8 protein-coding genes are annotated in these 12,683 nt (G+C 63.0%); 5 read left to right on the forward strand and 3 right to left on the reverse strand.

Going from position 1 to position 12,683, the window contains the following annotated elements:
• Positions 1 to 5: 5 nt before the first annotated feature.
• From PFZ56_RS08120 to hemE, 4 genes are all read left to right on the forward strand, one after another.
• Positions 6 to 1,589 carry an AAA family ATPase gene (locus PFZ56_RS08120; RefSeq protein ID WP_170002093.1) on the forward strand — a complete coding sequence of 528 codons (1,584 nt, stop codon included), beginning with the start codon at positions 6 to 8 and terminating at the stop codon, positions 1,587 to 1,589.
• Positions 1,590 to 1,937: 348 nt separating this feature from the next.
• Positions 1,938 to 6,386 (forward strand): glutamate synthase large subunit, encoded by a 4,449-nt coding sequence (gltB, locus tag PFZ56_RS08125; RefSeq protein ID WP_170002095.1) that lies wholly within the window; start codon positions 1,938 to 1,940, stop codon positions 6,384 to 6,386.
• 124 nt (positions 6,387 to 6,510) lie between these two features.
• Entirely contained in the window at positions 6,511 to 7,929 is a 1,419-nt protein-coding gene (locus PFZ56_RS08130) for an FAD-dependent oxidoreductase (RefSeq protein WP_025130304.1), read from the forward strand.
• A gap of 211 nt (positions 7,930 to 8,140) precedes the next feature.
• Positions 8,141 to 9,208 (forward strand): uroporphyrinogen decarboxylase, encoded by a 1,068-nt coding sequence (gene hemE / locus PFZ56_RS08135; protein WP_102862808.1) that lies wholly within the window; start codon positions 8,141 to 8,143, stop codon positions 9,206 to 9,208.
• A gap of 66 nt (positions 9,209 to 9,274) precedes the next feature.
• Here the strand turns inward: hemE and PFZ56_RS08140 are convergent, their stop codons facing one another.
• Entirely contained in the window at positions 9,275 to 10,504 is a 1,230-nt protein-coding gene (locus PFZ56_RS08140; protein WP_394304649.1) for an MFS transporter, read from the reverse strand.
• A 168-nt stretch (positions 10,505 to 10,672) separates the two neighbouring features.
• Here PFZ56_RS08140 and PFZ56_RS08145 point away from each other — a divergent pair, with 168 nt between their 5' ends.
• Complete coding sequence (locus tag PFZ56_RS08145) at positions 10,673 to 11,572, forward strand: LysR family transcriptional regulator (protein WP_102882202.1); 900 nt, start codon at positions 10,673 to 10,675, stop codon at positions 11,570 to 11,572.
• Here the strand turns inward: PFZ56_RS08145 and PFZ56_RS08150 are convergent.
• Positions 11,540 to 12,031 carry an excinuclease gene (locus PFZ56_RS08150; protein WP_102882077.1) on the reverse strand — a complete coding sequence of 164 codons (492 nt, stop codon included), beginning with the start codon at positions 12,029 to 12,031 and terminating at the stop codon, positions 11,540 to 11,542. The two genes, PFZ56_RS08145 and PFZ56_RS08150, sit on opposite strands and share 33 nt — an antisense overlap.
• A gap of 205 nt (positions 12,032 to 12,236) precedes the next feature.
• Positions 12,237 to 12,683, reverse strand: coding sequence for an excinuclease (locus tag PFZ56_RS08155; RefSeq protein WP_102862811.1), 447 nt, complete (start codon positions 12,681 to 12,683; stop codon positions 12,237 to 12,239).

A 12,683-nucleotide genomic window follows, 5' to 3' on the forward strand; every position in this document is an offset into this window, starting at 1 on the left:
TCCCGATGACTAGTTTGCACGCCGACGAGGCTTTCCTCGGCCATTACCAGTTGAGCCATGATCCTTTCGCTCCCCGGGTCCCTGGCTTCAAATTCTTTCCTGCCCAACGCAAGCCTGTGCTGGGGCAGTTGCATCACCTGGCACGTTACAGTCAGCTGCTGCTGGTGGTTACCGGCCCTCAGGGCAGTGGCAAGACGCTGTTGCGTCAGGCTCTGGTCGCCAGTACCAACAAGCAATCGGTGCAAAGCGTGGTGGTTTCCGCCCGTGGCGCCAGCGATGCTGCCGGAGTGTTGCACCAGGTAGCCCAGGCCTTGAACGTGGCCCAGGCCGAGATCGGCGCAATCCTCGCCCAAGTGGTGCAACTGGCCCTGACCGGTCAGGAAGTCTACCTGCTGGTGGATGATGCCGAGCAGCTTGACGAGTCTGCACTTGAGGCCCTGCTGGCCCTGGCGGCGGGCGCTCCGGAAGGTCGCCCTCATGTATTCCTGTTCGGCGAGTCGTCGCTGATCGCGTCCCTGGATCAGTTGAGCGCCGAGGAAGAGCGCTTCCACGTCATCGAATTGCAGCCATACACCGAAGAGGAAACCCGTGAATATCTGGCTCAGCGCCTCGAAGGCGCGGGTCAGGGCATCGAACTTTTCTCCGCAGATCAGATCAGTGATATTCACGAAAGCTCCGATGGCTGGCCGGGCAACATCAACCAGGTCGCCAGGGATGCAATGATCGAAGCCATGATCGCCAGCCGCTCCGCGGTCAAGCGTCCAAGTATGGGGTTCAACATGCCGAAGAAACACGTATTGGCCATTTCCGCTGTAGTGGTTGTGGCCCTGGCTGCAGCCTGGTTGATGCCGGGTCGCAGTAAGGCGCCAACCACCGGGGCTCCGGCCAGCGAGCAAGCGCAACTGCCCCTCGGGCAGACACCGACACCGAATGCCAATGGCAGTCCATCGGTGGAATTTGCCGGCTCGTCTCAGCCGATGCCGCTGCCGTTGGTCGGCCAGTCGCAACCGGTCATGCGCGGTCCTCTGGCTGAAGCCGCAGGCGGTATCACCGAGGGCGACGATGGGGTTCCTGTGGAAGGCTCCAGTGCCGTTCCGCCAACCGTGACCACCACCGCGCCACCTGCTGGTGCAGTGGCCAGCCCTGCACCGACTCCGACTCCGACTCCGACTCCGGCCCCGACCCAGGTCGCCACCGCCAAGCCGACCCCTGCGCCCAAGCCGGTAGAGAAACCGGTTGCTGCCAAGCCTGCTCCGGCCGCCAAGCCGGCGGAAAAGCCGGTCACTGTAGCCAAGGCTGCCGGTGGCAGTTGGTACGCCGGACAAGCGCCAGGCAACTACGTGGTGCAGATTCTCGGCACCAGCTCGGAAGCCGCCGCGCAGAATTTTGTTAAGGAACAGGGCGGCGAATACCGCTACTTCAAGAAAGTCCTCAACGGCAAGCCGCTGTATGTGATCACCTACGGCAACTTCGCAAGCCGCGATGCAGCGGTCAGCGCCATCAAATCCTTGCCAGCGAAGGTTCAGGCTGGTAAACCTTGGCCTCGCACTGTCGCTAGCGTTCAACAAGAACTGGCAACAACTCGCTGAAGATTCGGCGGCCTTACCCAGGCCGCCTCTCCCGGCAACCTCAAATTTCCGCATCGGCATGCTGCCTTACAGGCCGCGTGCCTTGTGGTGTCTGCGTCACAGTAGTTTTTGAGTCGCGGCAGTCAAAAACAAAACTTTTTGACTAGCACAGCATATCGCTTTAAAACGTTCATAAATGCGACATGAATTTGCGACAGATCGTCGTCAAATTTGTGGGGCTTTGTGTCGGTGTGTACAATGACCTCCCTTTTGCCCCCGCAAAGCTGGCATACGTTCGGCGTGGACGGTAAGTGGTTGAATTGAAAAGAAATTTGTCTCGATAAGAGGCAGCCTGGTGAGAAAGTGTCTATGAAAGCAGGTCTGTACCAACCAGATGAGTTTAAGGATAACTGTGGTTTCGGCCTGATAGCCCATATGCAGGGCGAACCCAGTCATACCCTGTTGAAAACGGCCATTGAGGCCCTGACCTGCATGACCCACCGCGGTGGGATCAACGCGGACGGCAAGACCGGCGACGGTTGCGGTCTGCTGATGCAAAAGCCCGACCTGTTCCTGCGCGCCGTCGCCACGGAGCATTTCGGCGTCGAACTGCCCAAGCAATATGCAGTGGGCATGGTGTTCTTCAACCAGGACCCGGTGAAAGCCGAAGCCGCTCGCGAAAACATGAACCGCGAGATCCTGGCCGCCGGCCTGCAGCTGGTGGGCTGGCGCAAAGTACCGATCGATACCAGTGTGCTCGGGCGTCTGGCCCTGGAGCGCCTGCCACAGATCGAACAAGTGTTCATCGGCGGCCAGGGTCTGAGCGACCAGGACTTCGCCATCAAGCTGTTCAGTTCCCGTCGTCGCTCCTCGGTGGCCAACGCCGCCGACACCGACCACTACATCTGCAGCTTTTCCCACAAGACCATCATCTATAAAGGCCTGATGATGCCGGCGGACCTCGCCGCCTTCTATCCGGACCTGGGCGATCCGCGCCTGCAAACCGCGATCTGCGTGTTCCACCAGCGTTTCTCCACCAACACCCTGCCGAAATGGCCGCTGGCCCAGCCATTCCGCTTCCTCGCCCACAACGGCGAGATCAACACCATCACCGGCAACCGCAACTGGGCCGTGGCCCGGCGCACCAAGTTCGCCAACGACCTGATCCCTGACCTGGAAGAGCTCGGCCCGCTGGTCAACCGCGTGGGTTCCGACTCCTCGAGCATGGACAACATGCTGGAGTTGATGGTCACCGGCGGCATCGACCTGTTCCGCGGCGTGCGCATGATCATTCCGCCAGCGTGGCAGAACGTCGAGACCATGGACGCCGACCTGCGCGCGTTCTACGAATACAACTCCATGCACATGGAGCCGTGGGACGGCCCGGCCGGCGTGGTCATGACCGACGGTCGCTACGCCGTCTGCCTGCTGGACCGCAATGGCCTGCGCCCGGCGCGTTGGGTCACCACCAAGAACGGCTTCATCACCCTGGCTTCGGAAATCGGCGTGTGGAACTACCAGCCCGAGGACGTGATCGCCAAGGGCCGTGTGGGGCCAGGGCAGATCTTTGCCGTGGACACCGAAACCGGGCAGATCCTCGACACTGACGCCATCGACAACCGTTTGAAGTCCCGTCATCCGTACAAGCAATGGCTGCGCAAGAACGCTCTGCGCATCCAGGCCACCATGGAAGACAACGACCACGGTTCGGCCTTCTACGATGTCGACCAGCTCAAGCAGTACATGAAGATGTACCAGGTCACCTTCGAAGAGCGTGACCAGGTGCTGCGTCCGCTGGGCGAACAAGGCTACGAGGCGGTGGGCTCCATGGGCGATGACACGCCGATGGCGGTGCTGTCCCAGCGCGTGCGTACCCCTTACGACTACTTCCGCCAGCAGTTCGCTCAGGTCACCAACCCGCCGATCGACCCGCTGCGCGAAGCCATCGTCATGTCCCTGGAGATCTGCCTCGGCGCCGAGCGCAACATCTTCCAGGAGTCGCCTGAGCATGCTTCGCGGGTGATCCTCAGCTCGCCAGTGATCTCCCCGGCCAAGTGGCGTTCGCTGATGAACCTCGATCGCCCGGGCTTCGAGCGCCAGGTCATCGACCTCAACTACGACGAGAGCGTCGGTCTGGAAGCGGCAATCCGCAATGTCGCCGACCAGGCGGAAGAAGCCGCGCGCGCCGGCCGCACCCAGATCGTCCTCAGCGACCGTCATATCGCGCCGGGCAAGTTGCCGATCCACGCCTCCCTGGCCACGGGCGCGGTGCACCACCGCCTGACCGAAAAAGGCCTGCGTTGCGACTCCAACATCCTGGTGGAAACCGCCACCGCCCGCGATCCGCATCACTTTGCGGTGCTGATCGGTTTTGGTGCTTCGGCGGTCTATCCGTTCTTGGCCTATGAAGTGCTGGGTGACCTGATCCGTACCGGTGAAGTGCTGGGCGACCTCTACGAGGTGTTCAAGAACTACCGCAAGGGCATCACCAAGGGCCTGTTGAAGATCCTGTCGAAGATGGGCATCTCCACCATCGCCTCCTACCGTGGCGCGCAGCTGTTCGAAGCCATCGGCTTGTCCGAGGAAGTTTGCAACCTGAGCTTCCGTGGCGTGCCGAGCCGGATCAAGGGCGCACGTTTCGTCGACATCGAAGCCGAGCAGAAAGCCCTGGCGACCGAAGCCTGGAGCCCGCGCAAGCCGATCCAGCAAGGCGGCCTGCTGAAGTTCGTCCACGGTGGCGAATACCACGCCTACAACCCGGACGTGGTCAACACCCTGCAAGCCGCTGTGCAGCAGGGCGACTACGCCAAGTTCAAGGAATACACCGCGCTGGTGGATAACCGCCCGGTGTCGATGATCCGTGACCTGTTCCAGGTGAAGACCCTGGACACGCCAATGGACATCAGCGAAGTCGAGCCCCTGGAATCGATCCTCAAGCGCTTCGACTCCGCCGGCATCTCCCTGGGCGCCCTGTCGCCCGAGGCCCACGAAGCCCTGGCCGAAGCCATGAACCGCCTTGGCGCGCGTTCCAACTCCGGTGAAGGCGGCGAAGACCCGGCGCGCTACGGCACCATCAAGAGCTCCAAGATCAAGCAAGTGGCCACTGGCCGTTTCGGTGTGACCCCGGAATACCTGGTCAATGCCGAAGTGCTGCAGATCAAGGTGGCCCAGGGCGCCAAGCCCGGCGAAGGCGGCCAACTGCCCGGCGGCAAGGTCAACGGCCTGATCGCCAAGCTGCGTTACGCCGTGCCTGGCGTGACCCTGATCTCGCCACCGCCGCACCACGACATCTATTCCATCGAAGACTTGTCGCAGCTGATCTTTGACCTCAAGCAGGTCAACCCTCAGGCCCTGGTCTCGGTGAAGCTGGTGGCGGAAGCCGGCGTCGGCACCATCGCCGCTGGCGTGGCCAAGGCCTATGCCGACCTGATCACCATCTCCGGCTACGACGGCGGCACCGGCGCTTCGCCGCTGACCTCGATCAAGTACGCCGGTGCGCCGTGGGAACTGGGCCTGGCGGAAACCCACCAGACCCTGCGCGGCAACGACCTGCGCGGCAAGGTCCGGGTGCAGACCGACGGCGGCCTGAAAACCGGCCTCGACGTGATCAAGGCGGCCATCCTCGGCGCCGAAAGCTTCGGCTTCGGCACCGCGCCGATGATCGCCCTGGGCTGCAAGTACTTGCGCATCTGCCACCTGAACAACTGCGCCACCGGCGTGGCGACGCAGAACGAGAAGCTGCGCAAGGATCACTACATCGGCACCGTCGACATGGTGGTGAATTTCTTCACCTATGTCGCCGAGGAAACCCGTGAGTGGCTGGCCAAGCTCGGCGTGCGCTCCCTGGAAGAACTGATCGGTCGTACCGATCTGCTGGAAATCCTCGAAGGCCAGACCGCCAAGCAGCACCACCTGGACCTGACCCCGTTGCTGGGCAGCGACCATATCCCGGCGGACAAACCGCAGTTCTGCCAGGTTGACCGCAACCCACCGTTCGACAAAGGCCTGTTGGCCGAGAAAATGGTCGAGATGGCGCGTTCGGCGATCAACGACAAGAGCGGCGCCGATTTCAGCCTGGATATCTGCAACTGCGACCGTTCCATCGGTGCGCGGATCTCCGGTGAAATCGCCAAGCTGCACGGCAACCAGGGCATGGCCCAGGCACCGATCACGTTCCGCTTCAAGGGCACTGCGGGGCAGAGCTTCGGCGTGTGGAACGCCGGTGGCCTGAACCTTTACCTGGAAGGCGATGCCAACGACTACGTGGGCAAGGGCATGACCGGCGGCAAGCTGGTCATCGTTCCGCCCAAGGGCAGCGTCTACAAGACTCAGGACAGCGCGATTATCGGCAACACCTGCCTGTACGGCGCCACTGGCGGCAAGCTGTTCGCCGCCGGCACCGCGGGCGAGCGCTTCGCCGTGCGTAACTCCGGTGCCCACACCGTGGTGGAAGGCACTGGCGATCACTGCTGCGAGTACATGACCGGTGGTTTCGTCTGCGTCCTGGGCAAGACCGGTTACAACTTCGGCTCAGGCATGACCGGCGGTTTCGCCTACGTGCTCGACCAGGACAACACCTTCGTTGACCGGGTCAACCACGAACTGGTGGAAATCCAGCGGATCAGCGGCGAAGCGATGGAAGCCTATCGCAGCCACCTGCAGCGCGTGCTGAATGAGTATGTCGAGGAAACCGACAGCGAATGGGGTCGTAACCTCGCTGAGAACCTCGACGACTACTTGCGTCGCTTCTGGCTGGTCAAGCCCAAGGCGGCGAGCTTGAAGTCCCTGCTCTCCAGTACTCGTGCGAATCCGCAGTAACGCAGCTGCAGACTACGAGCCTCAAGCGGCAAGCTTGAAGCTCGTGCGCGGTGTGCCGACTTAATGTGATTGTCTTGCAGCTTGAAGCTCGTCGCTTGAGGCTGTCGTAAAGAGGTTCCTGAACATGGCCGAACGTCTCAATAACGACTTCCAGTTCATCGAGGTCGGGCGTAAAGACCCGAAGAAGAAACTGTTGCGTCAACGCAAGAAAGAGTTCGTGGAGATCTACGAACCCTTCAAACCCCAGCAGTCGGCCGACCAGGCCCACCGCTGCCTGGGTTGCGGTAACCCGTACTGCGAATGGAAGTGCCCGGTGCACAACTTCATTCCCAACTGGCTCAAGCTGGTGGCCGAGGGCAACATCCTCGCTGCCGCCGAGCTGTCGCACCAGACCAACACCCTGCCGGAAGTCTGCGGCCGGGTCTGCCCCCAGGACCGGCTGTGCGAGGGTGCCTGCACCCTCAACGACGGCTTTGGCGCGGTGACCATCGGCTCGGTGGAGAAGTACATCACCGACACCGCCTTCGCCATGGGCTGGCGCCCGGACATGTCCAAGGTCAAGCCCACTGGCAAGCGCGTGGCGATCATCGGTGCGGGCCCGGCGGGCCTGGGCTGTGCCGACGTGCTGGTGCGTGGCGGCGTGACCCCGGTGGTGTTCGACAAGAACCCGGAAATCGGCGGTCTGCTGACCTTCGGCATCCCCGAGTTCAAGCTGGAAAAGACCGTGCTGAGCAATCGTCGCGAAGTCTTCAGCGGCATGGGCATCGAGTTCCGCCTCAACACCGAGGTGGGCAAGGACGTGACCATGGAGCAACTGCTCGCCGAATACGATGCGGTGTTCATGGGCATGGGCACCTACACCTACATGAAGGGCGGCTTTGCCGGTGAGGACCTGCCGGGCGTGTACGACGCCCTGGATTTCCTGATCGCCAACGTCAACCGCAACCTGGGCTTTGAAAAGTCGCCGGAAGACTTCGTCGACATGAAGGGCAAGAAGGTCGTGGTACTGGGCGGTGGCGACACCGCGATGGACTGCAACCGCACCTCGATCCGCCAGGGCGCCAAGTCGGTGACCTGCGCCTATCGTCGTGACGAAGCCAACATGCCCGGCTCGCGCAAAGAGGTGAAGAACGCCAAGGAAGAAGGCGTGAAGTTCCTCTACAACCGCCAGCCGATCGCCATCGTCGGTGAAGACAAGGTCGAAGGCGTGAAGGTGGTCGAGACCCGTCTCGGTGCGCCGGACGCCCGTGGCCGCCGCAGCCCCGAGCCGATCCCCGGTTCCGAAGAGATCATCCCGGCCGACGCCGTGGTCATCGCCTTTGGCTTCCGCCCAAGCCCGGCGCCGTGGTTCGAGCAGTTCAGCATCCAGACCGACAGCCAGGGCCGCGTCGTGGCACCGGAGCAAGGCCAGTACAAGCACCAGACCAGCAACCCGAAGATCTTTGCCGGTGGCGACATGGTGCGCGGTTCTGATCTCGTGGTGACGGCGATCTTCGAAGGGCGTAACGCTGCCGAAGGCATCCTAGACTACCTGGGCGTCTGATCGCTCCTGTAGGAGCCGGCTTGCCGGCGAACAACGATAACGCGGTGCTGTTGATGCACCGCGTCGATCGTTTCGCCAGCAAGCGGGCTCCTACGGGATCTGTGCCCGTCCCCGTGACAAATTGACCCCATAGACATAAAGAAACGGCTCTTGCCGTGCCTTTTGTGTCGCGCTCTGAGAAAATGCCCCCACTTTTTTTCCGGATGCCGACATGACTGCCCTGAAGAACGACCGTTTCCTTCGTGCCCTGCTCAAGCAACCCGTAGACGTCACCCCGGTGTGGATGATGCGGCAAGCCGGGCGCTACCTGCCTGAATACCGCGCCAGCCGTGCCAATGCCGGTGACTTCATGAGCCTGTGCATGAACCCGGCGTTCGCCTGCGAAGTCACTCTGCAGCCTCTGGACCGCTATCCACAGCTGGATGCGGCGATCCTCTTCTCCGACATCCTCACCATCCCCGACGCCATGGGCCAAGGCCTGTACTTCGAGACTGGTGAAGGCCCGCGCTTCAAGAAAGTGGTCAGCACCCTGGCCGACATCGAAGCGCTGCCGATCCCCGATCCGCAAAAGGACCTGGGCTACGTAATGGACGCGGTCAGCACCATTCGTCGCGAACTCAATGGCCGCGTGCCGCTGATCGGTTTTGCCGGCAGCCCCTGGACCCTGGCCACTTACATGGTCGAAGGCGGTTCGTCGAAAGACTTCCGCAAGTCCAAGGCCATGCTCTACGACAACCCGCAAGCCATGCACCTGCTGCTGGACAAGCTGGCGCAGTCGGTCACTTCCTACCTCAACGGGCAGATCCTGGCCGGTGCCCAGGCGGTGCAGATTTTCGATAGCTGGGGCGGCAGCCTTTCGTCGGCGGCCTATCAGGAATTCTCCCTGGCCTACATGCGCAAGATCGTCAGCGGCCTGATCCGCGAGCACGAGGGGCGCAAGGTGCCGGTGATCCTGTTCACCAAGGGCGGCGGCCTGTGGCTGGAGAGCATTGCCGATGCTGGCGCCGATGCCCTGGGCCTGGACTGGACCTGCGACATTGGCGAAGCCCGTCGGCGTGTCGGCAGCAAGGTTTCCCTGCAAGGCAACATGGACCCTACCGTGCTCTACGCCAATCCGCAGGCGATCCGCAGCGAAGTCGCGCGCATCCTCGCCAGCTACGGCACCGGCAGCGGCCACGTGTTCAACCTGGGCCACGGCATCACCCCGGAAGTGAAGCCGGAGCATGCCGGTGCTTTCCTGGAAGCGGTGCACGAGTTGTCGGCGCAGTACCACGTATAAGCACCACCCCATCAAAAACGCCCGGCCAATGCCGGGCGTTTTCGTTGCTGAAGGTTTGGCGCGCGCTCAGGCCGCTTCGCTGCGGGTCAGAGGGGGAAGTTTTGCGAGCTTCATGGCGACCAGTAACGCGCCTAGCAACAGCGCACTGATGAACAGGCCGATGCCGTTCCACCCCGCCAGGTGCCAGAACACCCCGCCAGCGGTGCCGGCAATGCTCGAACCGGCGTAGTAGCTGAACAGGTACAGCGAGGAGGCCTGGCCCTTGGCCTTGGTGGCCCGGCGGCCGATCCAGCTGCTGGCCACCGAGTGGGCACCGAAGAAGCCGAAGGTGAACAGCAGCATGCCGATCAGCACCAGGGACAGCGGCGTCAGCAGGGTCAGGGCGATCCCCGCCAGCATCAGCACGATGGTGGCCCAGAGCACTCGGCGTCGGCCCAGTTGGTCCGCCAGGGCGCCGATCTTCGCCGAGCTGTAGATCCCCGAGAGGTAGACCACCGAGAGCATCCCGACCCAGGCCTGGCTCAGCTGATAGGGATCGGCCAGCAGGCGGTAGCCGATGTAGTTGAACAGGGTGACGAAGGCCCCCATCAGCAGGAAACCTTCAAGAAACAGCCAGGGCAGGCCGGCGTCGCGAAAGTGCATGGTAAAGCCGTCCAGCAGGCTGCGTGGGTGCAGCGAGCGGGGGCGGAAGTTGCGCGACTCGGGAAGGATGCGCCAGAACACCGCGGCGGCGATCAATGCCAGGCCGCCGATCACCAGCATCGCTGTGTGCCAGCTGACGAAGTCGATCAGCACCCCGGTGATCAGTCGCCCGCTCATGCCGCCAATGGCATTGCCGCCGATGTACAGGCCCATGGCCAGGCCGATGTGCTGGGGGTGAATCTCTTCGCTGAGGTAGGTCATGGCCACCGCCGCCAGCCCGCTCAGGGACAGCCCCACCAGCGCCCGCATCACCAGCACTCCGTGCCAGCTGGGGATCAGTGCGCTGGCGATGGTGCACAGGGCGGCGGCGAGCAAGGCCGCCACCATCACCGGCTTGCGGCCGATGCGGTCGGAAATGGGCCCGGTGATCAGCAGACCGATGGCCAGCATGCCCGTCGACACCGAGAGAATCAGGCTGCTTTGTGCCGCATTGATGGAAAACTCCTGGGACAGCAGCGGCATCATCGGTTGCACGCAGTACAGCAGGGCGAAGGTGGCAAAGCCCCCGGAGAACAGCGCCAGCACCGTGCGCATGAACAGCGGTGTGCCTTTCTCGATGTAGACCTCGTTGAGTTGGGCGACCACCTCGTCCAGGGGCGTAGCGGCGAGGGTGTGGGCAAGGGGGGCAACAGCGGTTTTCACGGGAACCTCGGGGAGACGCAGCCGGTCAGGCAATGGAAAAAAGCATATAGCTGGCTAATGATCATTTCCAATATATTGTTCGACCTGTTTGATAGCTTTAACGACTCAATGGAGTTGCCCATGGAATTGCGTCATTTGCGCTACTTCATTGCCGTCGCCGAAGAGCTGCACTTCGGCCGCGCGGCCCAGGTGCTGGGCATTTCCCAGCCACCGCTGAGCCAACAGATCCAGGCCCTGGAGCAGGAGGTGGGCGCCCGGCTGTTCGAGCGTACCAATCGTCGGGTCGAGCTTAGCGAGGCCGGGCGCCTGTTCCTCGAAGAGGCGCGCCTGGTGCTGGCTCAGGTGGACAAGGCGGCAGACGTGGCCCGGCGCGCGCAGTTGGGCGAACTGGGCGAGCTGAAGATCGGCTTCACCTCGTCAGCCCCCTTCAACTCGACCATTCCCCAGGCCATCTTTGCCTTTCGCCAGCGCTTTCCCGCAGTGCACCTCAAGCTCAAGGAAATGAGCAGCACCCAGGTGGCCGAAGCCTTGGTGGACCAGACGATCCAGGTGGGCATCATGCGGCCCTTGCCCTTGCCGGACTCCTTGTCGGTGGTGGAGCTGCTGCGCGAGCCGCTGGTGGCGGTGCTCAGCGCCAAGCATCCGCTGGCCAGCGGCAGTGAAGAAGGCTTGCACCTGGCGGCACTGGCCCAGGAGCCTTTTGTGTTCTTCCCCCGCAGCTATGGCAGCGGCCTGTATGCCCAGTTGCTGAGCCTGTCCCGGGAGGCCGGGTTTACCCCGCATTTCGCCCAGGAGGCGGGTGAAGCCATGACCATCATCGGCCTGGTCGCAGCGGGGCTGGGCGTCTCGGTACTGCCGGCGTCCTACCAGCGCATGCGCATCGACGGCGTGGTCTATCGGCGGCTGCTGGACCCGGAGGCCATGTCGGCGGTGTGGCTGGTACAGCGCAAGGACCAGGCCTCGCCCATGGCCAAGGCCTTTGTCGAGCTACTGACGCGCAAGACCGGGGCCGCGTCCTGAGGGGCTGTTGGGGCGCACCGGGGGCTGCAGGATGACCAGGTCGCCGCGCAGGGCGACGCCCGCCATCAGCACCCCGGCGCGGCATTCGTAGGTGTTGAGGTCCTTGCGTACGCGGCGCTTGTAGTAGCTGACGATGTTGGTCACCGCGTTGGCGCCGACCCGCTTGGCTGCGGCTTGCAGGGTGATCAGCGCCGACTGCAACGCCCACTCGCAGGCAGCGATATCGCTCTTGTTGGAGGCATTGGTCTTCTTGTGGGTGGTCACTTCAGTGAGCCGCACCTGGAGCACCGGTGGCAGCGGGTTGCCGGCCAGGTGGAAGCTCACGCTGCCATCCAGGCGCCCGGCGCGCTCGGCGTCGGCCACGACTTTTTCGAAGGGCATGTACATCAGGTTGGTGGCCTGGCTGGTGGGGCTCAGGACGGCTAGCAGGGCCAGGGCAATCAGCGCTTTCACTTGCATGGTCAGCTCCTTGACGGACGTGAAAGAAGAGCCAGCGTCGCGCCGGCCCAGGTCCAGTCGCAGCGCTTGGCTCCCGCAGGCGACGGTGGCCCGGCCTGCTGTTGCGAGTGTAGACGGCGCTGGCCGGGCTCCCGAAAAAATCCCGGAAACAAAAAGGGCGCCCCACCAGGCTGTGTGGGGCGCCCTTTTCATTGTCAGCCGCAGCTCACTGGACCTTGGACAGATCCCCGCGCAGCGCGACACCAGCCATGATGGCGCCAGCATGGCACTCATAGGTGGTGGCGTCCTTGCGCTCACGGCTCTTGTAGAAGCTGGCGATGTCGGTCACGGCGTTGGCGCCGACTTTCTTCGCCGCTTCATGCAGGGTGATCAGCGCCGACTGCAAGGCCCACTCGCAGGCCACCTGGTCGGCCTTGCCGAAGGCATTGGTCTTCTTGTTGGTCACGGCGCCCGGGCTCAGCACACTGACCTTGCCGGCCGGCTTGTTGCCCGCCAGGTAGAACTTCACGCTGCCATCGATCTTGCCGGTGCTGATGGCCTCGGCCACCACCTTGTCGAAGGGCAGGAACAGGGTGGTATCGCGGGCCTGGCTGATGCCGGGCAGGGTGCACAGCAGCAGGGTGGCGGTGGCCGCCAGTGTCTTCAAACGCAT

This window comes from Pseudomonas danubii (assembly GCF_042980055.1).
GTDB classification, from domain to species: domain Bacteria; phylum Pseudomonadota; class Gammaproteobacteria; order Pseudomonadales; family Pseudomonadaceae; genus Aquipseudomonas; species Aquipseudomonas danubii.

Coding starts and splice junctions, on each gene's coding strand:
- PFZ56_RS08130 (WP_025130304.1), top strand. CDS start 6,511: ATGGCCGAACGTCTCAATAACGACTTCCAGTTCATCGAGGTCGGGCGT.
- PFZ56_RS08150 (WP_102882077.1), bottom strand. CDS start 12,031: ATGCAAGTGAAAGCGCTGATTGCCCTGGCCCTGCTAGCCGTCCTGAGC.
- gltB (WP_170002095.1), top strand. CDS start 1,938: ATGAAAGCAGGTCTGTACCAACCAGATGAGTTTAAGGATAACTGTGGT.
- PFZ56_RS08120 (WP_170002093.1), top strand. CDS start 6: ATGACTAGTTTGCACGCCGACGAGGCTTTCCTCGGCCATTACCAGTTG.
- hemE (WP_102862808.1), top strand. CDS start 8,141: ATGACTGCCCTGAAGAACGACCGTTTCCTTCGTGCCCTGCTCAAGCAA.
- PFZ56_RS08155 (WP_102862811.1), bottom strand. CDS start 12,683: ATGCGTTTGAAGACACTGGCGGCCACCGCCACCCTGCTGCTGTGCACC.
- PFZ56_RS08145 (WP_102882202.1), top strand. CDS start 10,673: ATGGAATTGCGTCATTTGCGCTACTTCATTGCCGTCGCCGAAGAGCTG.